This window comes from Bifidobacterium sp. W8103 (assembly GCF_016100775.1).
In the GTDB taxonomy this organism is placed as follows: domain Bacteria; phylum Actinomycetota; class Actinomycetes; order Actinomycetales; family Bifidobacteriaceae; genus Bombiscardovia; species Bombiscardovia choladohabitans.
In genome coordinates this window covers 1,154,408-1,178,848 of record NZ_JACFRV010000001.1, presented here as the reverse complement: position 1 = coordinate 1,178,848, position 24,441 = coordinate 1,154,408, and the positions used below count along the sequence as shown (strand labels likewise).

At 59.8% G+C, this 24,441-nt stretch carries 18 protein-coding genes, 1 tRNA gene, 1 other RNA gene and 2 pseudogenes; 1 reads left to right on the top strand and 21 read right to left on the bottom strand.

The genetic code is table 11. The features are described from left to right. Nucleotides 1–42: 42 nt before the first annotated feature. The 21 genes and pseudogenes from H3U90_RS04450 to ffs form a co-directional block, all read right to left on the bottom strand. Nucleotides 43–858, bottom strand: coding sequence for a fumarylacetoacetate hydrolase family protein (locus H3U90_RS04450; RefSeq protein WP_198177208.1), 816 nt, complete (start codon nt 856–858; stop codon nt 43–45). A 66-nt stretch (nt 859–924) separates the two neighbouring features. Continuing rightward, entirely contained in the window at nt 925–1,743 is an 819-nt protein-coding gene (locus tag H3U90_RS04445) for a YggS family pyridoxal phosphate-dependent enzyme (RefSeq protein ID WP_198177207.1), read from the bottom strand. Nucleotides 1,744–1,874: 131 nt separating this feature from the next. After that, on the bottom strand, nt 1,875–2,918 hold the full coding sequence (gluQRS, locus tag H3U90_RS04440) for a tRNA glutamyl-Q(34) synthetase GluQRS (protein WP_198177206.1): 1,044 nt from the start codon (nt 2,916–2,918) through the stop codon (nt 1,875–1,877). Nucleotides 2,919–3,005: 87 nt separating this feature from the next. Beyond that, nucleotides 3,006–4,352 carry a metal-dependent hydrolase family protein gene (locus H3U90_RS04435; protein WP_198177205.1) on the bottom strand — a complete coding sequence of 449 codons (1,347 nt, stop codon included), beginning with the start codon at nt 4,350–4,352 and terminating at the stop codon, nt 3,006–3,008. Nucleotides 4,353–4,530: 178 nt separating this feature from the next. Continuing rightward, a pseudogene (locus H3U90_RS04430) lies at nt 4,531–5,204 on the bottom strand (MIP/aquaporin family protein). A 205-nt stretch (nt 5,205–5,409) separates the two neighbouring features. Next, nucleotides 5,410–6,228, bottom strand: coding sequence for an energy-coupling factor ABC transporter ATP-binding protein (locus tag H3U90_RS04425; RefSeq protein WP_198177204.1), 819 nt, complete (start codon nt 6,226–6,228; stop codon nt 5,410–5,412). Between the two features lie 2 nt (nt 6,229–6,230). Next, nucleotides 6,231–7,076: an energy-coupling factor ABC transporter ATP-binding protein gene (locus H3U90_RS04420; protein ID WP_198177203.1), complete on the bottom strand. Its 846-nt coding sequence runs from the start codon at nt 7,074–7,076 to the stop codon at nt 6,231–6,233. Next, on the bottom strand, nt 7,073–7,813 hold the full coding sequence (locus tag H3U90_RS04415; protein WP_198177202.1) for an energy-coupling factor transporter transmembrane component T: 741 nt from the start codon (nt 7,811–7,813) through the stop codon (nt 7,073–7,075). The genes H3U90_RS04420 and H3U90_RS04415 overlap by 4 nt, the downstream gene beginning before the upstream one ends. Then, nucleotides 7,810–8,418: an ECF transporter S component gene (locus H3U90_RS04410; protein ID WP_232342086.1), complete on the bottom strand. Its 609-nt coding sequence runs from the start codon at nt 8,416–8,418 to the stop codon at nt 7,810–7,812. The genes H3U90_RS04415 and H3U90_RS04410 overlap by 4 nt, the downstream gene beginning before the upstream one ends. Before the next feature lie 121 nt (nt 8,419–8,539). After that, on the bottom strand, nt 8,540–9,946 hold the full coding sequence (locus H3U90_RS04405; protein ID WP_198177200.1) for an MFS transporter: 1,407 nt from the start codon (nt 9,944–9,946) through the stop codon (nt 8,540–8,542). Nucleotides 9,947–9,964: 18 nt separating this feature from the next. Then, nucleotides 9,965–10,909 (bottom strand): nucleoside hydrolase, encoded by a 945-nt coding sequence (locus H3U90_RS04400; protein WP_198177199.1) that lies wholly within the window; start codon nt 10,907–10,909, stop codon nt 9,965–9,967. A gap of 327 nt (nt 10,910–11,236) precedes the next feature. Next, the gene (locus H3U90_RS04395) at nt 11,237–12,292 is read right to left on the bottom strand and encodes a LacI family DNA-binding transcriptional regulator (RefSeq protein WP_332460610.1); all 1,056 of its coding nucleotides are present in this window, start codon (nt 12,290–12,292) and stop codon (nt 11,237–11,239) included. 311 nt (nt 12,293–12,603) lie between these two features. Further along, nucleotides 12,604–12,677, bottom strand: a tRNA-Lys gene (locus H3U90_RS04390). A gap of 95 nt (nt 12,678–12,772) precedes the next feature. Beyond that, nucleotides 12,773–14,293 (bottom strand): formate--tetrahydrofolate ligase, encoded by a 1,521-nt coding sequence (locus tag H3U90_RS04385; protein WP_198177197.1) that lies wholly within the window; start codon nt 14,291–14,293, stop codon nt 12,773–12,775. Between the two features lie 39 nt (nt 14,294–14,332). Beyond that, nucleotides 14,333–15,859 (bottom strand): C69 family dipeptidase, encoded by a 1,527-nt coding sequence (locus tag H3U90_RS04380; RefSeq protein WP_198177196.1) that lies wholly within the window; start codon nt 15,857–15,859, stop codon nt 14,333–14,335. Nucleotides 15,860–16,052: 193 nt separating this feature from the next. Further along, on the bottom strand, nt 16,053–16,625 hold the full coding sequence (locus H3U90_RS04375; RefSeq protein WP_198177195.1) for a YbhB/YbcL family Raf kinase inhibitor-like protein: 573 nt from the start codon (nt 16,623–16,625) through the stop codon (nt 16,053–16,055). A 43-nt stretch (nt 16,626–16,668) separates the two neighbouring features. Continuing rightward, nucleotides 16,669–17,829 carry a DNA polymerase III subunit delta' gene (locus H3U90_RS04370; protein WP_198177194.1) on the bottom strand — a complete coding sequence of 387 codons (1,161 nt, stop codon included), beginning with the start codon at nt 17,827–17,829 and terminating at the stop codon, nt 16,669–16,671. 302 nt (nt 17,830–18,131) lie between these two features. Next, nucleotides 18,132–18,785 (bottom strand): annotated as a pseudogene (tmk, locus tag H3U90_RS04365) (dTMP kinase); the annotation flags it as partial. Next, nucleotides 18,782–21,658 (bottom strand): type I DNA topoisomerase, encoded by a 2,877-nt coding sequence (topA, locus tag H3U90_RS04360; protein WP_198177192.1) that lies wholly within the window; start codon nt 21,656–21,658, stop codon nt 18,782–18,784. The gene topA and the pseudogene tmk, both read right to left, overlap by 4 nt. Before the next feature lie 148 nt (nt 21,659–21,806). Next, nucleotides 21,807–22,826, bottom strand: a complete 1,020-nt coding sequence (locus H3U90_RS04355) for a phosphatase PAP2 family protein (protein WP_198177191.1) — start codon at nt 22,824–22,826, stop codon at nt 21,807–21,809. A 98-nt stretch (nt 22,827–22,924) separates the two neighbouring features. Further along, nucleotides 22,925–23,015: signal recognition particle sRNA small type (gene ffs / locus H3U90_RS04350), an RNA gene on the bottom strand. 235 nt (nt 23,016–23,250) lie between these two features. On the opposite strand from ffs, the gene glf reads away from it, so the two are divergent. Beyond that, nucleotides 23,251–24,429, top strand: coding sequence for a UDP-galactopyranose mutase (gene glf, locus H3U90_RS04345; protein WP_198177190.1), 1,179 nt, complete (start codon nt 23,251–23,253; stop codon nt 24,427–24,429). Nucleotides 24,430–24,441: the final 12 nt, after the last annotated feature.

Sequence of the window (24,441 nt, the reverse complement as noted above, 5' to 3'; positions counted from 1 at the left end):
CTAAACGACTCAAGTTTTACCTTGCTTTGTTCCTGTTATTTGCTACTCATCGATGACCACGTTGCGCAGGTATCCGATTCCCTCCACCTGGACCGTGGCCTCATCACGGTTCTTCAACGAACCTGTGGCGTTAGGGGTACCGGTCATGATGACATCGCCGGGCAGCAGGGTGGCGAAGCTGGAGATGAAGGCGATCTGTTCAGGGATGGAATGGATCAGGTTGGCGGTGGTGCCGCTGGCCTCAGGCACCTCTTCCCCGTTGAGCCTGAAGGAGATCTTCGCATCCCGATAGTCCAGGTCGGTCTCGATCCAGGGCCCGAGGGGGCAGGCGGTGTCAAAGCCCTTGCAACGGGTCCACATGGGGTCGTTCTTCTGCAGGTCGCGCAGGGTTACGTCATTGACACAGGTGTAGCCCAGCACATAGTCCATGGCCTCGTTGACGCTCACCTTCCGGGCCATCCTGCCTATGACAACGGCTACTTCGGGCTCGTAATTCATGTCCTTGCTGTAAGAGGGCTTGACGATGGGGTCGTCAGGACCGATGACCGAGGTGGAGGGCTTCATGAAGAGCATGAGCTTCTCCGGTGGCTCCGGGTTCGAGGACTGGCCATGCTCAGCCATGTAGGCGGCATGGGCGCGGTAGTTCTTGGCCGCCCCGTAGATCTTGGAGGGGATGACCGGGGCCAACAGCCGCACATCCTCGTCGTCCAGGGGGTAACGCTTGCCGGTGGGTTCGACCTGCTGACCGGTCAGGGGGTAGCCGCTCAGCTCGACCAGATAATCCTTGCCGTCCTGCTTGTCGGTTTGCACGAAGGCGTATCGTGGGGTGTCCTTGTAGGAAAAACGCGCGATTCTCATAGGGCACAGTCTAGCCCCAGACCGGGCCTCTTGACAGAATCGGGTTCCCAAACAGATGGTGGCTGGTCAGATAAAAGCCCTTGGGCCGAAAATGGCTGTGCCTACACGAACCTCGGTCGACCCCTCAGCCACCGCATACTCCATGTCTCCGGTCATTCCCATGGACAGCATGGCGCAGGTGTCGGTGCCCGGCTCCCCAGAATCCCTGATACGGTCGCGCAGACCGCGCAGATGGGCGAATCCGCTCCTGATGACAGCCTCGTCGTCCACATGTGCACCGACGGTCATCAGGCCCTTAAGCCGGATTCCCTCCATAGCAGCCAGTTCATAAGCCAGATCCAGGGCCTGGTCTGGAGCGCATCCCGACTTGGCCTGCTCGCCGGACTCATTGACCTCCAGGAGTATGCCCACCGTTCTGCCCACAGCCAGTGCCCGCGTGGCCAGCTTCCGGGCCAGCGAGAGCCCGTCGACCGACTCTACCGTGTCTACATATGGCAGGATCTTATTGATCTTGTTGGATTGAAGTTGCCCAATAAGGTGGAAGCCGATGCCGGCGCTTGATGAATCACTGTCTATAGCTTCTGTGCCAAGAGCCAGCTTCCTGTCCCGACAGAGCTCCAGCAATCCCTGGGCCTTGGCGGTGACCTCCTGGGGACGGTTCTCGCCGATCCGACGCACCCCTGCATCAATGGCTGCCATGATCTCGCCCACATCGCGGGTCTTGGTGGCCGCCAGCAGGGTTACCGAGCCCTCTTTTCGACCGGCGGAGTCCTCCGCTTTGGCGATCCTTTCAGCCACGCGCTTGACACCATCCGCAATCTGCCTGGCCCGTTCCTGGCTGACCTGCCGATTGCCCAGATCCTTGTGGTCCATATAGGCGACCATGACCCGCTACCTCCTTAAAAATCCGGAAGCCTTGACTGAGGCCATGGTAGCCAGTGGCTCATACCGGCAATCCCACAAGCCCGGAAGAAAGCAGAAGGAGGGAATCAACGACGAAATTCAGGTCGAAGAGCTTACAGACTCGGCTTTGCGGCAGCAACATTCAGTTTGCTCAGATCCAGCCGTCGGTCCCTGCGGTCGGCGGCCAGAGTGTTCCACGTGAAACCATCCAGCAGTTCCTGCGCACTGGCAGGTCTGGGATGGTCCAGGAGTCCCAGGAGCCAGCCACAGACCCCCAGCACCTGCCTTGCCGACCAGCCATCTCTTCTCAGTGATCCCAGGTCCGGCGATCCGAAACGCTTGGACATCCTCCTGCCATCCACGCCATCGATCAGAGGCAAATGGGCATACTGAACGCGAGGAGCCTTCGGCTGAAGATGATTCCGAATCCACATCTGAATGGCTGTTGACCTTAGCAGGTCCCTTCCCCGCACAATCTGGTTAACACCCATGGCCAGGTCATCCACCGTCACCGCCAGCTGGTAGGAAACCAAACCATCCGAACGTCTGACGACCACATCACCGACCTGCCTGGGCAGATTGAAGGACTGTGGGCCAAAGATCAGATCGTCGAAGCGACAGATGACATCCGACTCGTCGGGCTGATCAGGGACCGCGATTCGCAGGCTGTGCCGCTGCGCCCGGGCCAGCCTTTCACTGACGATCTGAGGGGAAAGTCCTCGGCAGGTGCCGGGATAGACAATGAACCCGTCGCCTTCATTCGGCGCCGATGCCGCGCGGATGTCGGCACGGGAGCAGAAGCAGGGATAAATCAGCGGCTGCCCGTCCACCAATTGCCGCGATTCCAGCAGTTTCAATGCCTGGCTGTAGGCATCGGCGCGCTGAGACTGGTAGACCACCTCGCCGTCCCAATCCAATCCCAGCCAGGCGAGGTCGTCCATAATCCAGCGATCAGCATCCTTGACCACCCGTGGCGTATCTATATCTTCTATGCGAAGCCGCAGAACCCCGCCAGGCCCTTGCGACCTGACACCGAGCCAGGCCGCCAGACATGCATAGATATTGCCCAGATGCATTCTCCCGGTCGGCGAAGGCGCCAACCTTCCTACGACCTTGGCCTGACCGGCCTGGTCCACTCTCGGTTCTCCCTTGTGCATACCGACATGCTTGCATACCATCCGGTCATCGATGAATCATCAGTGAGCCAGATGAGTACACACCTCTGAAGGCCTCAAGACAAATGGTCAGAAGCTGTCGAGTAGGCGGTCGATTTCCTCGAAGTGCTTGACCTCAGGACGCCAGACCGGCTTGCCACGAACGATGACCAGCTTGGGATCAGCCAGTGTCCGCACATTCTTGGCAGGGTCCTCGTCAAGGACGATCAGATCCGCATCCTTGCCCGTGTCGACAGAGCCGGTGACATTGTCAAAGCCCAGGTTTCGGGCATTGACCTGGGTGGCGGCGTGGAAGGCCTGCGCCGGAGTGAAGTCAGCGTACCGCACCAGATAGTCGAGTTCTCGCCAAGTGCCGTACTGGGGCACGAAGGTCATGCCGGTGTCGGTGCCGACGCCGACGGCAATGCCGTTCTCATGAGCCTGCTTGGCGCTCTTGACCATGCCGTCGACGACAAGCTCGGAATTGCCACGAACTATGTCGCTGATTCCCAGCTCTTGCTGACTGATCTTGACCAGCGGCAGCCCGGCGGACAAGGTGGGATCCAAGGCCGAGAAACCACGAAGCGAGCGCGGATTGTCAAGGAAGAGCCCGATCATCTCGTCGTCAAGGGCACTGCCATGCTCGATGGTGTCCACGCCAGCCTTGAGAGCGGCTTTGACCCCCTCGGGGCTCTGAGCGTGTGCTGCGACGAGCACGCCAAACTCATGGGCCTCATCACAGACGGCGGCCATTTCCTCCTCGGTCATCTGCGGGCTGCCGGCCTCGCCAAGCTTGGTGGCATCGGTGACGCCGCCGGTCGCAGCTACCTTGATGGCATTGACCCCATGATCCAGGTTCTCCCTGGTCCGACGCCTGGCCTCTTCGGGAGAGGAGCAGGACAGGGCTATGAAGGGATCGCCATGCCCTCCGGGAATCGCCAGGAGGGGGCCGGCAGCCAACATGCGGGGGCCGGCCAGCTCGTCAGCATCAATCCTGTCGCGCAGACGAACCGCTTCATAGCCCACATCACCCAGGGTACGAATGGTCGTCACTCCCGAATTGAGCAGCGTGGAAACGGTGCCTTTGATCCTGGCATCCATAAGGACTCTGCCGGCAGGGCTGTGCACCACTTTCAAGGCTGCGTCGACCACACGCGGCGACAGGTCCGTACCGCCAGACAGGGGCTTGCCGTCGGCAAAGAGATGGGTATGGGCATTGATGAGTCCGGGTGCCACAAACTTGCCCGTTGCGTTGATCCGATGATATCCGGAAGGCACGTAGGCCAGTGGGGTCGGGCAGACCTGCTCTATCCGGCCGTCCGCGGATACCAGAACGGACATGTCCTTCTGGACCGTGCCTTTTTCGTCACCGGTCGCGATACTGGCATGCTCGAGCACAAACGGCTCGCGCTCTTTCCTGCCTTGAAGACGCCCCATGGTCGTACCTGCCTTCCCATCTCCGATGCGCTCATTGCGAGGAATCGGGCATATATGGTCAATCATATCCATGGCAGGTCGAACCATTCAAGCCTGACTACGCACAGGCTTGACTATGCAATGAATAAGGTCCTGAACCTCCAAAATAAAGGATGTGACCTTGTCACCAAGCTGCTGATCAGGCAGCGAAAAGACTCTTGAAAATCACGGCTCCGACGATGGCACCAATGATGGGCGCCACTACTGGAATCCAAGCCTCGCCCCAGCGTGAGCCCCCCCCTTATTGGGCACGGGCAGAATCCAGTGCAGGAAGCGTGGCACCAGGTCTCGCGCGGGGTTCAGACCAGGGCCGGTGGGACCGCCCAGAGAGGTGACCAGCCCCCAGACGATCAAGCCGACAACGATGGAGGCGGCAGCCAACCCCTTAGACCCCCATGGTCCCTGCAGACAGCAGAGGGCTCCCAGGACCAGCACCAGTGTGTCAAAGAACTCATTGATAAAATAATTGACCAACGATCCCGAGGCATCAGTAGTGCAGAAGGTGCCCGGAATCGGCGCCGGCTCCTTGGTTACGCGGTAGTGCGGGAAGTAGCAGACGTAGACGACCAGCTGCGCCAGAATATAAGGCAGAACCTGGCTCCAGGGGAAGATGCCGATGACGGCCTGTCCCAGAGTCATGGCCGGGTTGATGTGGGCTCCGGATACCCCGCCGAACATGAGCACTGGAAACATGACTCCGAACCCGTATCCCATGGCGATGGTGAGCCAGCCGGAATGGTGGCCCTTGGTACCCTCCAGATCCACGTCGGCGACCGCGCCGCTCCCGACACATTCAGCGGCCAACCTGGTCATGAGCGAATCTTCCACTCGACCCTTCACCCCAACCGGTCATACATGGGCCAAGGCATGGGCATCATTCAATAAAACATGTGGTGACACCAGTCCGAGAAGCGCTCACGATCTCCATTGATCCGAATAATTCGTTGAATTCCGATCAACCAGTCACTTGGACTGCGTAGACTGCAGGAACATAATCCCAGGGGGGGGGGGGGCAGTGTCACCGGTTCGTCAGTAACGATGTCTGCGGCAGGGCCGCCATGAAATCCTCGGAGGTGAGCACGTCATGGAAGCCCCAGGCCTGAGCTAGCTGCGCCAGGTAGGGACGGGCCAGATGGGCCTGTTCAAGCAGATAATCGTCCCTGAAGATCCGAGCGATGGGCCCATCCATGAGGATCTGTCTGTCGGCCATGACGATGCCACGCTGGAAATGACGAGTAACAAACTCCATGTCATGGCTGATGGTGATGACAGTCTTACCCATTGCCGTCACCTGCTGGATTATCCCTGCCAGCAGGTCCGTAGCTGCCCTGTCCTGACCGGCGGTAGGCTCGTCCAGAATCAGCACCTGGGGATCCATGACCAAAGCCGATGCTATGGTGACAAACTTCCGCTGCGAGAATGGGAGGTCGTAGGGATGGGAATCCAGGCTGTCTTCCAAACCGCAGACTTCAGCGGCCCAAGCGACCCGCCCCCCGATACGTTCCCGGGCAACATGCTTTTTCACCAGCCCATAGGCTATTTCTCGACGGATGCTGTCCTGGAAGATCTGGTCGTCCGGATTCTGAAAGACATAGCCGACCTTGGCTGCCACATGGGCGGCATCCTCTTGATCCGTGGCGGTCCCGTCCACCATGACGCGACCATGCGTGGGCTTGAGCAGTCCGTTCATAAGCTTGACCATGGTGGTCTTGCCGGCCCCGTTGCGGCCGATGATGGCAACAGCTTCCCCAAGCTCGCATGACAGGCTGACCTCCCGCAGAGCCTGGTACCCGTTTGGATAGGTATATCCGACCTTGTCCAACTCAAGATAGGCCATCTTCAGACCCCTTCCCGTCCGTAGCGTTCTATGGCATCCTCGACCGAAAGCGGCACGGGATCATTCAACCCCAGCTTCTGGTTGCGTTCCAGGAAGAAGCGGGTGACCTCCGGCAACTGACCACCGTGATCCAAGACCTGTGGATCGGTCAGCACACGACACGCTGGCCCACTCATGGCCACCCGGCCGTCTTCCATGAGGATGACCAGGTCACTGTAACGGGCCACCAGATCGATCTTGTGCTCAACCAGGATGACGGTCTTGCCCTGTCGTTTGAGCAGAGCGATGATGTTGAATACATCCTCGGTGCTCTGCGGATCCAGCTGGGAGGTGGGTTCATCCAAAACGACGATGGGTGGGTCCGTCACCAACACCGCAGCAATGGCCACGCGCTGTCGCTGCCCACCGGAAAGCTCCAGCGGATTGGCATCGGCGATGTCGCCCAGATGAAGCAGCTCTATCATGTCGTCCACGCGCGCGGCCATCGCATCCCTCTCTATGCCCAGGTTCTCCAGTGCATAGGCGATCTCCTCCCGCACATTGTCCTTGACGCCGGACATCTGCGTGAAAGGATTCTGAAAGGAGTAGCCGACGGTTTCAGTCAGTTCCGCGTCGTCGTATTGCTCCACAGGCCGTCCTGCCAGCTGAACCAGACCCGTCGGCTCTCCCCGATAAAAGCGTGGTATGAAGCCGCGGATCAGATTGCAGATAGTGGTCTTCCCCGACCCGTTGGCACCCAGAAGCGCACAGACCTGCCCCTGCTCCACCTGGAAGGAGACATCACGCACGGCATCCTCACGGCCCAGAGGATAACGGTATCCCACATGTTCCAGACTGATGACACTCATTTCCAGACCCTCCATACGATGAACAGGATCAACAGCAGCAAGCAGATCACTTGAATCACCCGGTCGATCATGCGTTTGTCCAGGCGATAAAGGGAGGTCTTGGGAACAGGCGCCAGAAAAGCACGGGACTGCAATGCCAGAGCGTGTTCCTCGGTCTGCTGAATCAGGGAGAAAATCAATGGTCCCAGCATGGGCACGAAGGACTTCACCCGTGCCCAGGCGTTGCCCTCGGTCTCGATGCCGCGGGATTTCTGCGCATCCATAATGGTCCTGGAACGGTTGATCACCTGAGGGACCATGCCAATGGTCGACATGATCACGAACGTGACCTTCTTGGGCAGATGCGCCTGTTCCATGGCGTAGACCATGTCCTTGGGCGTGGTCACCTGGAAGTACCACATGATGGCCGAAGCGCTGGATACGATCCTGGAAGTGATTCCCAGGCTCTTGTCCAGTCCTGTGGGAGACAAGGCGATAAATGCCCAGATATGCGCGCTGTCTGGATATCGGACGATGAAGACCTGCACCAGGAAGATCACCAGGACGACCGTGCCAACGGACGAGAGGAAGGCCTTGAAGAACCTCATGCCGTTACCGGCCATGATCGCCAACAGCAGGAAAACCGGGAACATGGCATATTGCAGAATGTACCCAGGGGTGAAGATGCCGACAATGATGGCCAGCAACACCAGGGCCGCCTTGGAGGACGGATACAGTCGGTCTATGAAACCAGTCATGATGCCACGGCAACCTTCCTGACATAGGGGGATCCGTAATTGAACTTGATCAGGAACCTATCCGGCAATTTGCGCAGAATCACCCAGCTGACCGAGACATCGATGGCTGTGGAGGCCACTGCAGTGAAGATGCTGGTCGAAAAAACCGACTTGATCAGGCTGGTCCCCGTCACCAGCAAGGCTGCCGTGAGCAGATCGCTGCCGGCACCGGTGACTCCGCCGAAGACAGCTATGGTGACCGGCGCCTTGACCACGGCCGCTGCAACGCTGATCACGAAGCAGGCGGCCACTGCGCCGACGATGTTCGTATACCACCGCCAGCGGGAGAGCAGCCCGGCCACAAACCCTGTAGCCATGGCAACCAATGCGTAGGGGAAGGCCACTGGATTGAGCATGCCGTTGATCACATTGCCCATGAGCCCCGTCACCAAGCCCACCCAAGGGCCGCCGAGCATTGACACAAAGAGGGTGCCTATCTGGTCGATAAAGATGGGGAATTTCAGAATCGAGGACAGCTGATAGCCCACCACATTGACCGAGACGCCTACTGGTATGAGCAGAAGGGCCAGCAGCGAGAAGTCATATCGCAAACCACGTTTCATCATGGTTCCTTCCCGCGCCAAGAGGTACACTCCCGGCGCTACGGGTCCATGCCAGGTTCCCCACCAGTCCAAAGGACAGCAGGGAACCGGTCATGGAAATGCCGATGAATTCGCAATATCCTCGTCAGGCCTGCTGCTTGTCCTCTTTCACGTTCCTGAAGACGAAGTAGTAGGACACCATGCCAATGACAATGACCACTGCAAAGATGAAGCAGACATTGGAATAGATGAATGACTTATCTGTGTGTCCCATGGCAGGAATGATCTTCTTGGCCAGGCCAGAGCCCGACATGAGCACGCCTGCAACGGCTATCATGGCCGTGTTGATCAGTCGGTTGAGCAGATTGTTGACCGCCATGCACCGCCCTACAACATCATTGGGCAGAGAATTCGGCAGAATCGAATTATATGCCGGGTAGATAACCGTATATCCAACCCCGAAGAGAGCAAGGGCTATCCACATGAAGATGATGTTCCCGCCTAAGCAGAATCCGAACATCAACTGTGAGAGCAGGATGATCAGGCATCCCAACTGGAAGCCTTTCTTCGACCCGATCTTATTGGTGATGAATCCTGATGACATACCAGAGAGAAACGCACAGATGTTAGCGGGCAAATACATCATGCCGACTGTCGCGCTGCTCACATCGTAATTGGCCTTGATAAGGAAGGGGAAGACGAAGAAGAAAGACATCTGTACCCCATAGACGATGGCGCCGACCAGCGAACCCGACACCAACTTGGGTACCTTGAACAGGGTGATATCAATAATGGGGTTCTTGACCATCTTGGAGCAGATCACATAGACCACGACGGATGCAAGCGCCAAGCCCCACCACATAATCGTATTCTTGTTGATGGCCATAAGAATCAACGCAAAAGCGATTGAAAAGATCACAATGGAAACCACATTCATGCGTTCGGCAGGCTGCTTGCCGGTCTCCTTGGCCTTGTCAGGAAGATATTTACGAACGGCCGGCAGGGCGATGAGCACTATGACAGGCACGATCATGGTCATCTGCCATGACAGGTATTTGCTGACGAATCCGCCGAACACAGCACCCAAGGCAGCTGACAGCTGATACATGGCTGTATTGAAACCAAGGTACTTGGCCTGCTTATCGGCAGACAGATACTTGCGCACGAAGACCACGAAACATCCAGGAATAACTGCAGCGCCTGCTACCTGCACCGATCTGGCGGCGATGATCAGCCAGAAAGAGAACTGGAAGGCAACCATCAGGATGGAACCGATGCCGAACATGGCTGTTCCGACAGTGAATAGCTTTCGCGGCGATACATCGTCTGACAGTGTGGAATAAATGGCGCCGCCCACACCGAATACCAGGGATGCTATGGTCGTCAGCCAGCCCACCTGAGCCGGAGAAAGAGCGAAAGTCCCGGCAATGTCAGGCGAAACGATGCCAAACATCTTATCGCTGAAGACCTGCATGAAGCAGATGAAGATCATGAAAGGCATGGCCTTGAGGATCAACGACTCCTCAAGCTCGTCGGTAGATTTCTCGTTCATTGCTCTCAATTGCCTTTCCTAGCGAAGTACCGCGTCCATATGGGCGTAAAAGTCTTTCATGAACCGTTTGCCGTCTACGCTCAGCGCCACCTTGGTTGTAGGCTCTTCGGCCACCTTGTCGAGGTTCTCCACGGTATCGCCATCGGCTTCCCCAGAAGTCACGACGGTGATGTTCATCGGGATGGTAGTGACCAGATCAGGATGCATGGCTACACCAACAGCCAGAGGATCATGCAAAGCACAGCCGGCCAGATAGGGGTGGTGAACCCGGTAGGCCTCAAGATAGAACCCCACGGCCTTACTGAGAATCTTGGCACTTTCACTGTCATAGCCCTGCCAGACCTTCAACTCCTTCCCAGTAAGCAGAGTCTTCCTGGTGACATCCAAGCCAACCATGGTGATGGGCACTCCCGATTCGAAGCAGATCTTGGCCGCTTCTGGATCAACCATCACATTCGCCTCGGAATAAAGATTGCAGTTCCCTGGAGTTATAGCTGCACCGGCCATGCTGACCATGCTGAAACCAGGAAGTGGACCGTCAGGGAATCGCAGCAACACCTTGGCCATATCGGTCATGGGACCAGTGGTGATGATCTGCAGGTCTTCCCCGTAACGTTTGATGCTGTCGACGATAAAGTCGACTGACTCTTCTGGAGTGGCATCGCTACTGATATCAGGAAGGTTTTGATTGCCCAGTCCATCCATGCCATGAAAAGTGCCCGAATATTCGCGATCACGCTGCAATGGCTTTTCAGATCCCATGTAAACCGGAATCTGGTCGCCCTTGCCAAGACTGTTCACAATGTGCTTGGTGTTGGAGTAGGTCTTGGGGACAGTAGCCATGCCGTAGGAGGCACAGATCCCGATCAGGTCAAGATCCTCGTGAGACAGGGCGTAGCAAAGTGCGAGGGCATCGTCCACACCCGTGTCAACGCATAGAATTGATTTCTTCCGGCTCTCCATTGATTTCCTCGTTTCCGTTCCTCTCGGAACTTCCGTCAACCGGAATCAGACGAGCCGCCACGCGACATTCTCGCCAGCATCGATTCCCGTATCAGCGGTCACCCACCGCCCGGTCGCCGTGACCGTGAGGTTTGATGACCGGTATTACTCTCCCCCGCAATTCCACGGGAAGTCGACGCTTCATCATCATCCGGTGTACAGCGTTCACGCCATTGGTTTAACGTTTTATCGCTGTCGTATGATTACGATAAAACGTTAAATCATCGCTGTCAACAGCAGCGTGTCAATACCGGATGTCCAATGTCAGGTATGGTATGTGATTCGCCATCAGTCGCGGTGCAGTGGGCCGACCGAATCCCTGGCGATGAAGATGGTGGGAATAGTAACCATGTGCCGATCCCCGCCGACATCGGCCTCTGGTGGCGAAGCAGACTTCCCGCCACCGTCATCGGCATCCTCACGGGCCCCGATCAGCTCCAACACTTCCCGCACACCTCGGCGACCCATCTCCTGGGCCTGTTGGGATATGACCGACACCTGCGGGGTCATCAGCCGAAAGACCTCAATGTCGTCGAAGGAAACCACCGAGATGTCCGAGCCTATGACGAGCCGACGCCTCTGCATCAGACCGATCATGGTGATGGCATCCGGCGAATAGCCAAAGATGACAGCCGTGACATGGTGAGCCATCAGCACATCAAGACCCGCCACACGCGAGTCATACTCCCCCTGGCAATCCACGACCGGGCAATCACAGTCCGGCATCATGTCGGCAGTCAGCTCGCGGAAGGCGCTCTCCCGCTCATAGAGGGTGGTCGAAGCCAATGAGGAATGCGAAACGAAGCCGACCCGGCGATGGCCTTTCCGGAAAAGAGCCTGCAGTGCCTGACGTATACCCTGGCTAGGGTCCGAAACGATGTAGGGCACCGAAGTCAGACCAGGCACCCGCCGATCCACAAAGACCAGGGGCAGCCCCCACCTGACTACATCTTCTATGCCATGGGTGGGCACCCCTTTGGGCACGACGATGGCCCCGTCGATACGCTGGCCCATGATGTTGCGCAAAAAGGAATCCTGTCGAGCCGAATCCTCGCCGAAAGAACCAATCAGCGTCGAAATTCCGCGGGCATAGAGCTCCTCCTCCATGGAGGCAACCATGTCTGCGAAATAGGCGTTGCGCAAGTCCGGCACCAACAGCCCCACGGTCTTGACCGGATCAGAGCGCATGGCTCGGGCCCGTGAATCAGGCACGTAGCCCATGGACTTGACCATGCTCAGCACAAAGTCTCTGGTCTTGCGCGAAAAGCGGCCTTTGCCGTGCAGGATCTGCGAGACCGTGGTAGGTGATACCCCGGCCCGCTCAGCCACATCGCGAATGGTCACATACGTCAACGCCAGCCCCCTTATGCCTGCGCCAGAGAGCAGGCTCCCTACTCTTCTGCCTTCATCAAGATACCTCACGACCACCGCCGTGTAGGTGAAGGGCGGCAGACAAACAAGGCGGGGAACTCAGCAATCGTTTAATCGGCAGACCCCAAAGTGTCCCGCTTCGACAAGGTCTCATCCTAGGCCGGGAGTGCCAGAATTCCCCTGATGCTATTTGGTATACATTTAGCATACATTTTGGATTCTTCGAATATTGCCAGGATATGAGGAAGCCCAGCAACCATTGCGACTGCTGGGCTTTGACTCTGTGCCCCCACGGGGGCTCGAACCCCGGACACGCTGATTAAGAGTCAGCTGCTCTAGCCAACTGAGCTATAGGGGCAGGGCACTTTCAAGAGCCAAGTAGATACTATACACGGTTTCGGCAGGCCCGCAACACGGCGCGTCACAGACCTGTCGAATCCATGCATAGGTTGCTCAGACGATCTTGGGCATGGGCGTGGTCAGGGAAGTGGTCAGGTTCACCTGCAGGAGGCCGGCGCCCGTATGGGCCTCGACCTTCTTCAGAGTGACCGTACGCTTGTCCTGGTCGGCCCGGTCGTCGTCGGTCATGGTAGCCGGCGATTTGACCGCCACCACCACCAGATCGTCGAGGGAGATGCCTGCCTTGTTGCAAAGGTCGGAGGCCACCTGGAGGCTGCCCTGGAAGCCCTCACGCTCAATGACCCGATCAGCCGGCACACCGTAGGCGCTCTGGGCGATCCAGCGAATCCGATCCGGCACGGACATATCATGCAGGCTGGCTGTATCCGCCTGGTCGTTCACGGGCTCCTGCAGGGCCTTGATCAGATCGTCCAGCTGAGGCTCGAGGGCCTTGCCCCCGTCACGGAAGAGGTTGCCCGCGATGGGCCTGCGGAAGCCCAGGCCGTCTGCGGTCTGTCGCAGGGAATCCACCTGGTCGTCCTCGCCCTCCCAGAGGTTGATCAGAGGGAAGGTGGGGATGCCCAGTCCCTCCAGACGGTGCACATGGAAGGGGTAGCGCCAGCTCAGCTTGGGATCGTCCCGCCAGGTGGTGGCACGTGTGACGACCACGGCGGCGGCCGGCCACTGGGCCCCATACTCGCGGGCGGCGATGTCCAGCCACTTCTGGGCGCCGGCATCGGCTCCGTAGCCTGCCTCGACGACGACCACATCGTGCCTGGCGCAGGCCATCTCCACGGACACCAGGCTGGGGATGCCGATGGAAACGTTGGCGAATGGCCCGCCATGCACATAGACCGGAGAGCCCTCCAAGGTCTCAGTGAAGGCTGGCTTGACCGCGTCTGTCAGAATGCCGGTGATACGCCAAAGGTCCACAAATTCACCGAAGGTGACCGGACGGCCATCCAAGGTCCCTGCGATCATGGCGGCCACACGCCGTTCGATCTCCTCCATGCTCCGGGAGAGCACCACAATCTGCATGAGCTCACAGGTGGGAGTGAGCACGGTCCGCTCAGGCAGGTCGCCCTTGCCTCGGTCCACGGTGATCTGCCGCAAGGACCGTGAGGGCACCTCGCTGACGCGGGGCACCAGGACGGTGTCCAACCGACCTTCGTCCACAGCCTTCTCCGCAAAGGAGACCAAGAGGTTCTGGGCGGATTCGATGGCCGCCATCTCCCCGCACAGCCCCCAGTCCACCAGCTCAGGATGAGTCAGGGAGGACTTGCCGCCACCAGAGGCGCCACCCTTGGACCCGGCAGCGGTAATGCCCATGCTGGGCTGACGCAGGACGGCGGCGGCGTCCACTCCCCGGGCGCGCAGAGCGTCGATCAGAGCGATGGTGGTGGTGGTCTTGCCCTCGCCACGCGATGCCTTGAGCGGGGTGTCTGCGGTAACCAGCAGCACCCGGCCATGCTTGCGCGGCATATCCGGATGATCCTGCAGATCCTTCAGGTAGCCGAAGGCGTCGATCTTGTCAAACAGGCCGTACGGCCTGACGTAATCGTCGAAGCCCGTCATGAGGCTCTCCTCCTTTATGATCCTTGTCGATCGGATGGCTCAGTTGTCGGACAGGTGGTAGCCGTTGCGCATGCCCATGCTGACCGTATAGAGCACCTGGCTCAGCAGGTCGTCGGTCTCCTTGCGCAGACGGTCGGCCATGTCCTGATTGGCAGCCTCCAGCACCTGGCGGACCTCGGGGTTATCCGTACCCTTATCGGCGCCCTCCAGCCTGGCCACCTGTTCATCCGCAGCGGCAATCAGACGATGGCCCTCGCCTCCAACGCTCTGCTGGTAGCGTTCGACTGCAGCTGAAGTGCCGGCGAAAGCCGAATCGCACAGTGCAGCAATCAACCGATCGGACCAGTAGAGGCTGTCGGTGGAGACACGATCCGTAGCGTTAGCGAGATAATCAGGCGTCCGTTCCACATTGGCATAGAAGGGAACCAAGGCATTGAAAGCGTTGGACCCGTAGGACATCCACTGGATGGCCCGGCAGGATTCAGGCCGGTAGGGGCGCAGCTGGATCAGGGCCAGCTGGTCGTTGCGGTTGATGCCGATAGGCCGGTAGAGCCCCTTGGTGTGCTCGTCGCCGGTCCGCCCATAAGGATCGTAGGGAGTGCCCTGATAGTGGGAGCTGAGCAAGTATTTGACATCCTCCACGGTAATCAGCCGCTCGGGCTGACGGCACCAGGGAATGTTGTCGCTGGCGGGAGTGTGATCGGCGTCCGGCCCGTCCCAGATCTCGTCATAGGGATTGAGGAAGCGCTGCATGTACCAGGCGCGAGGCGTGTTGTATACATGGTCTGAATCACTATGGGAACCAAAGGCATCGCGGGGATTGAAGGGCGAAGCTGACTCCACAGCCAGGTTCAGGTGGTTGTCGGCAATGAACTCCCGCAGGTCGGCCGAGCAGAGGTGGTCGGTTTGATCCCCGAAAGCGTCGTCCAGATCGAACTCGTCGATGCCCAGCTGGTTGGGCATGGTCACATAGGAGTCATCGGGCACCCGCTTGGCTATCCAATGGTGGCCGCCCACGGTCTCCATCCACCAAATCTCATCCACGTCGCTGAAGGCGATGCCGTTCATCTCATAGGTGCCGTAGCGCTCCAGCAGGGAGCCCAACCGCTGGACACCCTCACGTGCCGAGTGGATATAAGGCAGGACGATGGTGACCAGATCCTCCTCGCCGATGCCTCCGGGTACCTCGGCCAGGTAGTCTTCATCGCCGGGACGGCCCTGTGCAGGAGTGAGCTCAACCAGCGGATCGGCACCCAGAACGCGCTCGTTGGTAGTGATGGTCTCGGTGGCCGACATGGCCACATTGTCGCTGTTGACGCCCGCCTCGGCCCAGAGCCCCTGATCGAGCACGGCGTTGGGCACCGAGGTGTAACGCATGGGATCCTTGGGCAGATCAATCTCCAGGTGGCTGATCACGCTGCGGTAGTGTCGGGGCTGCTGGTCGGGAGTGACCAGGACGAAACGCTTGGGACGGAACTCCCCGTTGGCTGAATCCTCATTCCGAGCGATGATGGTGGACCCGTCGTAACTGGCGTGCTTGCCTATCAGAAGCGTGGTGCAGGGCATGTAAACGTCTTCCTTTTATCTGGTCGCGGTCAACTGTCATCACCAGCCCAGAGGTCGGGGGACCCCTGTCCACCCGACTGCGTGTGTAGACAGGGATGACGGCCGTCTGCGCACTTGGGGCATGGCCTCACTCTAGTGCCAGACAACCCCAATATCAGTCCCATTATCAGAGGATGTGCGCTAAATCAAATTCTCATGCATCGGCAGGCAGCCAGGCACGAGCCGCTGCAGCCACAGGCTGGGCGGAATGGATGGCATGGGCCAGGGCATTCAGCCAGAACCCCTCCTCCAGACCCGGCAGAGCCTCTTGTGTGGCCCAGACCGACAGCACATAGTCATGAACCCGGTCCGGAGGCGTAGGACCATTGTAACGCATAAGCACGGCGGGGTCGTCAGCGATCTCCTCCTCCATGACCAGGGGTGAGGCTGCCGAGGTGCGCCCTTGGGGCACGCCGGGAATCAGATTAGACAGATTCCTGGAGAAGTCTTCGGGAATCGCCAGAACAGAGCTTCCGGTCCCCTCAGGCTGCAAGGCGAGCAAAGCCTCGATGGGCAGGTTGGCCAGGGACCAGTGAATCCAGGGGAAGCCACACACGGGCACGGAGTCAGGATCCACCAGCATCCAGTGCAGGTAGTGGGCCTCCCGGGGCACATCCTCAAGTCGGAAGGGGAAGGAGACTACAGGACGTCCCTTTCGGGTAAGGGACTGAGGGGCGCGCTTGGCGTACCGATCGGGAATAGTGCCGAAATCAGTGATAATCCTCATGGTTCGATTCTCGCCCGCCCGGCCGACGAGGTCAAGTTCATACTCAGACCAGCAGAGTGCAGAAGAGGGCCTCGAAGACCAGGAGCGGCGAACCGTTGGCAGCCAGTCTCCTGCGAGCCCGGGCAATCAGCTGGATGCGTTCAATGGCCCCCTGCCTGGAGAGCCTGACGGACAGATCAGCAATTGCCGCCCGATTCTCCAAATTGACCAGGCCAGCCTTCTCCTCAGCGCCGTTCTGCAGGACGCCCACATCCCGGTAGACACTGGCCAGAGTGCTCAGGTTGCGGTCCAGCACATCCCGGGTCAGTCTGGTGACCCTACGGCGAACCTGATCCTTGCCACCCAAGGCATGATAGGCCCCACGAAGCTGACGGGGAATACGTTCCTTGTCCCTAAGGCCGTTGATCTGCCGAAACTCCCGCTCGTCCCTGGCCACCTCATCGTCCACGGTAGCGGTGGCCTGGTCCCGGGCCGCATCCACCACCCGGCCAGCCAGGATCACGGCATCCGAAGCGCGTCTAAGGCCCAGCAGGCCCACTACCAGCTCATCACGGTCGGCCAGGACCTGATCCCTGGTGGCGTAGAGGCGGGCGATGCCGATGTGCCCCTGGGCCAGACGGGCGGCCTTGGCGGCCAGGGGCCGGTCCACCCCCACCTGGTCAGTCAGGAAATCGGCCACTGCGGTGTTGGACGGCACCGCCAGGTTGAGCACTCTGGTCCGTGATCGGATGGTGGGCAGCACGTCCTGGGCGCTGGGTGCGCACAGAAGCCAGATTGTATGCTCGGCAGGCTCCTCGATCTCCTTGAGCAGCACATTGGTGGTCCGCTCCAGCATCCGGTCCACGTCTTCGATGATGATGACCCGCCAAGGCGAGGTTGAAGGCATCTGCTCCGAGGTCATGATCAGCTCCCTGACCTCGTTGATGCCGATGGTGACCTTGTTGGTGGACAGTATGGTCACATCCGGATGGGTTCCGGCCAGAACCTGCTGAGTGACGCGGGTGGGCTGGTCGCTCAATCCCTGATCCGGGCTGATCAGGGCTGCCGCGAAAGCCCGGGCCAGATTGGATCGCCCTGATCCAGGCGGGCCGCAGATCAGCCAGGACTGCGCCACCTCGTCATGACCCTGCGCCTGAGCGGCCACCGTCCGCTTGAGTAGCTCGACCGTGAGCTGCTGGCCCACAATGGCGTCCCAGACGCTCATCGGGTCTTCCGCAGGAGCCGGGACCGGAGCAGCCAGCGAGCGCGGGAACCTACAGGAACCGAATCATCGTCAGCATCCCCGCCGACCGTTCCTGCCTCCACGGACTGGTCGTCCTGGTCGGTATCAGCCTCCGGTGCCTGATCGGGCGTATCCATAGCCTGGGTCCAATCCGACTCGGCACCCTGCTCATCGTCCTCATAGCCTGCCGTCGATTCATCCTCGTCGGCATCGTCATGGGCGTCAGCGTCGTCATTGTCATCATCGACCTGAGGCAGATCCGGCTCACGCCCTTCGACCAACTTGTCCAAATCGTCCTGGATGATCTGCCAGACCTGGTCGATGGACTGGGTGGCATCGATAACCAGGAACCGGTCGGGCTCCTTCTGTGCCAGCTGCAGGAATGCCTGACGCACATGCTGCTGAAAGTCGTCGCCAGCCGACTCCAGCCGATCGGGTTCATGATCCAGACGCGACTCGGACTGAGACGGATCCGCGTCCAGCAGGTAGGTGCGCTTGGGCATAAGGCCCTGACTGGCCCACAGGCTCAGCCGACGAATCACATCCGCAGACAGATCACGGCCTCCGGCCTGATAGGCCACTGAGGAGTCCAGGTAGCGGTCACAGAGCACAATGTCTCCTCGCTCCAGAGCCGGACGCACCACCTGGGCCACATGCTCGGCCCGATCCGCCGCATAGAGCAGGGCCTCGGTCCTGGGGGCCAGATCGTCGGAAGAGTCAACCACGTCGGTACCCCCGGTCACGGCGACCGAGGGAAAGGCGGCCAAACCGTGAAGGACGAGTTCCCGGATGGTCAATCCGACAGGGGTGCCCCCTGGCTCGCGGGTAACCAGGGATCGCAGGCCACGCTCCTGCAGATAGTTGTGTGCTTGTTGGACCTGGGTGGTTTTGCCTGCACCATCCACGCCCTCGAAGGAAATGAACAAACCATCGCTCATGCCTGATGCTCCGTAGTCTTGGAAGTCTTGGTGGTTTTGGTCTTCTTTGTGGCTTTGCGGGCGCGAGTGGCCGACTTGCCAGCTGCAGATTTGCTGGATGCCGATTTGCGGGCCGTGGACTTTCGTGCAGTCGACTTGCGGGTGGTCCGGCCGCGCCGCTTGGCTGGTCCGGCCGCGCGCTTCTCTGCCAGCAGGCGGAAGGCCACCTCCGGTTCAATGGACTGGGCCGTGTACTGCTTGGGCAGGGTCCTGTTGGTCTGCCCGTCGGTGATGTAGACACCGTAGAACCCGTCCTTGATGGTGACGGGTTTGCCGCTGTCAGGGTCCGTACCCAGCTCACGAAGAGGAGGCTTGGCCGCGCTCCGGGAACGCCGTCCGTACTTGGGTTGGTCAAAGAGGGCCTTGGCCCCGGTCTGGTCGATAGTGAAGATCTGTCCCTCGTCGGTCAGCGAACGCGTTTCGGTGCCACCGTCGGCCTTGGTGGCCGTCAGATAGGGGCCATAACGGCCGTTGCTGGCTGTGACGGTGGCCTGGCTGGTTTCTCCCGTCTTGGCATCGGTCAGTTCGATGCTGCCCACCGTCCTGGGCAGGCTGAGCAGCTTCAGGGCATCCTCCAGGGTGACCGTATCCGGATCCATGGTCTTGAAAAGCGATGCCATCTTGGGCTTAGGACCAGCCTGTTTGGTTGTCCGTGCAGTTTTGCCAGTCGGCTTTTTCTGCTCAGAAGCTTCCTCCTCGGGACTAATCAGGGCCACGTAGGGCCCGAATCTGCCCTTGCGCACCTCGACCCGACCACCGGTCTGCGGATCCTTGCCCAGCTGACGGGGACCGCCGGCGTTGGCTGCGATCAGTTCATGGCCCGCCGCCACGGTCAGCTCGTCCGGAGCCATGGTGGGCGGCAACGAGGCCCGCTTGGGGTTGCCGTCGGCATCCAGGTCGGCCGTATCCTCAAGATAGGGGCCATAGCGGCCGACCCTCACCTGCAGGCCATCGCCTATCTCGATGGTGTTGATCTTGCGGGCGTCGATGTCACCCAGCTGGGCCACCTGCTCCTGCAGACCCTGATGGGCCTGGTCGGCGTTCTGAGCGGCACCCGGGCCCGAACCGAAGTAGAACCGAGTCAGCCAGTCCTTGCCTCGCTCCTTGCCATGGGCGATCATATCCAGGCCGTTCTCCATCTGCGCCGTGAATTGATAGTCCACATACTTGGGGAAATTGGTCTCCAACAATCTGACTACCGAAAAGGCCAGCCAGGAGGGGATCAAGGCACGGCCGCGCTCGTAGACGTATCCGCGGTCAATGATGGTCGAGATGATGCTGGCATAGGTGGAAGGCCTACCGATCTCCTTGGCCTCCAGGGTCTTGACCAGAGAGGCCTCGGTGTAACGGGCCGGCGGCTGGGTTTCATGCCCCTCAGGTTCTACCGAGGCAGCACGAAGTACGTCCCCCTGCTGGACCGGAGGCAGGGATGAATCCTCATCAGCCTGCTCAGGGCCTGCGCCCATGGTCTTGAGGAAGCCAGGGAACTTGATGACGGTGCCTGAAGCCTGGAAGAGGGCCGTTCCCTCCTTGCCAGCCTGCGCCGCCAGGCGGATGGTGGCCGTGGACCCGGTGGCGTCGGCCATCTGCGAAGCCAGGGTGCGCTGCCAGATCAGGGTGTAGAGCTTGAGCTGGTCAGGAGCCAGACGGTCGGCCAGATCCTGGGGCCTATGGAAGGTGGAGCCGGCGGGCCGGATGCACTCGTGGGCCTCCTGGGCGCCGGCGGTCTTGGTCACATACTGCTTGGACTCGGCCGAAAGGTATTCGGCCCCGTACTCACGCTCGACCCCCTTGCGGGCAGCGGCAATGGCCTCCTGGGAGAGGGTGACCGAATCCGTACGCATGTAGGTGATGAACCCGTTCTCATAGAGCCCTTGGGCTGCGCGCATGGTGGCCCGGGAACTCATGCCCAGCCGATTGCCAGCCGTCTGCTGCAGGGTAGACGTGGTGAATGGGGGCTGGGGACGCCGCCGATAGGGCTTGGTCTCCATACCCGTCACCGTGAAGTCCTGATCCTTCAAAGCCTCTGCCAGGCTCCGGGCATGCTGTTCATCCAGCTGCAGGACCTGCTCCTTGGCAGCGGCCTGCGTCAGCTGACCCTTGGATGTGAAGTCCTTGGAGACCGCCAGCCGCTGCTCCCCCAGGCTGATCATCCGTGCCTGAAAACCACTCGACGACGCCGATTCCCCGGCATCCTTCTGCACCAAACGCGCCAGCAAATCCCAGTAGGAGGCCTTGACGAAGGCCATGCGCTCACGTTCGCGCTCCACAATCAGCCGGGTCGCCACCGACTGGACACGCCCGGCGCTCAGCCCCGGACCCACCTTGCGCCAGAGCACCGGAGAAAGCTCGTAGCCATAGAGCCTATCCAGCACCCTGCGGGTCTCCTGGGCGTCGACCATGTGGGCATCCACTTCCCTGGTGTGCTTGAGCGAATTCTTGATGGCCTCCGGGGTAATCTCATGAAAGACCATGCGCTTTACCGGCACCTTGGGTTTGAGGGTCTGGACCAGATGCCAGGCGATGGCCTCCCCCTCACGATCCTCATCAGTGGCCAGATAGAGTTCGTCGGCGTTCTTCAGCGCCTTCTTGAGTTCGGACACCGTGTGCTTCTTCTTGTCGTCCACGATGTAGTAAGGCTTGAAGCCATCGTTCACGTCTACGCCGAACTTGCCGTAAGCCTTCTTTTGGGAGGCCGGGATCTGCGATGGCTGGGCCAGGTCGCGGATATGGCCCACCGAAGCCATGACCGTGTAGCCCTTGCCCAGGTACCCGCCGATCTTCTTTGCCTTGGTTGGCGACTCAACAATGACGAGCTTATTGCCGGATGCCATGGCCTCTCCTTATATTGTGTTCTTTCGCACGCCATCTTACTCACGAGATTCCGTCACCATGCAAATCAAGGGGTTATGTGCACGGCTGTGGATCCCTGAGTCCGATGGTGGATGAATCAGAGGTGCTCAGTACGCTCAGGGATTGGTTTCAGTCATTTTGAGGCGGAGCCGGAGGCCGACCGACAAGGCCCATCCTGGTCAGAGGCGAGGCCGTGATCTGCCTCATTGCCAGAACCAGTCCCAGGGTCAGCGACAGAACCGAGGCCATCATTATGACAGCCGAGCAGTGCACCCCATAGGCCGTCCACCGGGCTCCAATCTCCAGACCAGGACTGACCTGCCAGATGACATAGCAGGCGTAGAGAACTCCCAGGAACCCCGCAACCAACATCAGTGTGGAGACAATCTGGATCGAAGCCGAGGACATTCTGGTCCCAGGAACATCCATCCCGGTGCCTCGAGTGGCGGCCAGAGCAATAAGACAGAGGCCGGCCGGAATAAGAATGCCCATGACCACATCTGAGGGGCGGTGCCAGCCACCCTGCACCAGCGAGCAGCCCACGGACAGGTCAAAGGCGAATCCCATCAAGGCGACCGGGGCCCTCCAAACGCGCGGCACCACACAGAGCAGGACCAGGATCACCGCCAGAGCCAGGATGGTGTGCCCGGATGGAGCCGAATTGGCTGCGGAGGCCTGAGCATGGATCAGCACAGGACGAGGCAGGAAGCGTTTGAGAACACGCGCCGCCCCGTAGACCACCAGAGCATAAATCGCAACCTGGCCGAGCAGCCACCACCGGCGGCGAGCCAGAACAACCGCCAGGGCTGCAAGACCCAGCACCACGCAGATCACCACAGTCACATAAGGAGCAGTGAACAGTCCCAGGTAGGCCTTGACCAGGGGCGACTGGTCAAGGAAACCGCGGAAGTTGGTCAGGGCCATGTCGTCATAGGTCTGCCCGGGAACAGTCCAGACAGCCGCCCACCAGACCAAAGCAGCCAGACCCAGGCAGACCAGGCCGGCGACCAGGCACAGGACCAAGGCTGAAATCCGGGGGCGAGACGTCAAGGGATCCCGGTCAATATGACTGCCATCCTCTTCGGTCTGCTCATTCGGGCTCCGGTACCAGGTCTGCTGCGCTTCGCCCTGCTTGTGCTTGTTGGTCATACCTCAAGACTCTATCCAACCCCTGGGTCGACAGCCGACACCCCGTCCGACTAACGCGTTGTTTTCACGACTCCAGCCAACACAGTCATGACAAATATGGAAAACTCCCACGCACCCGCCAGAGGCCACTTACCCTTGCTGCATTCCTGCCCTGGGGGGATTGGGTGACATAACGCCACGTGAGAGCAAGTCACCATGATAGCAGACAGGCTCCACTTGTCCACCGGAAAGCGCCGACCCATCCATGCCAGGTGCGTATTCGGTCGATATTACCGCCCACTGCTTCCCCGAACAGACCTGTCAGATAGCATGTAGGCAACAGGATCGCCGTACTCCAGCGGTTGATCACGGATCATGCCGGACCTGGCAACGGACAGTAGCCAGCCGACATCAACAGCGACAAGGGACGGATGGCTGAAGACGAATGGCTGACATGGATGCTGATTTGGTGATTGTGGGCGCTGGCCTGTTTGGTCTGACCGTGGCCCAGCAGGCGGTCGAGCACAGCGGAGCCCGGGTACGCATAATCGACGTGCGCGACCACATCGGCGGCAACGCCTACTCCTTCATGGATGAGGAGACGGGAGCCGAAATCCACAAGTACGGTGCCCACCTCTTCCACACCTCCAACCGCAAGGTCTGGGAGTACGTCAATCGCTTCACCGAATTCACCGACTACACCCACCGGGTCTACACCACCCATAAGGGCGAGGTCTACCCCCTGCCCATCAACCTGGGCACCATCAACCAGTTCTTCCACGCCCACTACACCCCCCAGCAGGCCCGGGAACTGATCCGGGAGCAGGCTGGCGAGCTGGCAGGGACCGACCCGAGCAACCTGAATGACCAAGGCATCTCTCTGATCGGCCGGCCCCTGTACGAGGCCTTCATCAAGAATTACACGGCCAAGCAATGGCAGACCGACCCCTCCCAGCTGCCCGCCTCCATCATCAAGCGGCTTCCGGTGCGGTTCAACTACGACAACCACTACTTCAAGGACACCTGGGAGGGACTGCCCAAGGACGGCTACACGGCCTGGTTCGAGCGGATGATCGACGACCCCCGCATCCAGGTGAGTCTGCAAACCGACTTCTTCGACAACTCCCAGCCCTGGAATCGGGATGCTCTGGTGGGACAGGTCCCCGTGGTCTACACCGGCCCGGTCGACCGCTACTTCGACTATCGTCTGGGCGAGCTCAAGTGGCGGACCGTGGACTTCAAGGAGCGCCGCTACGACGAGGACGACCACTTCGGTTGCCCGGTCATGAACTTCTCCGATCCTGACGTGCCCTATACCCGCGCCATCGAGTTCAAGAACTTCAACCCCGAACGCTACGACCGGCAGAACCATGAGCGCACCGTGGTCTGGGAGGAATACAGCCGCTTCGCCGGCAAGGGCGACGAGCCCTACTACCCCATCAACACCAGCGACGACCGGGCCCTCTATACCCAGTACAAGCAGCTGGCGGCCCAACAGCCGAAGGTGGTCTTTGGCGGCCGCCTGGGCACCTACGCCTACTATGACATGCACCAGGTCATCAACTCGGCCCTGGATGCCTGGGACAAGCGGATCGCTCCCCTGGTGGGCCACAACCAGGACTGAAGCCGGAATCAG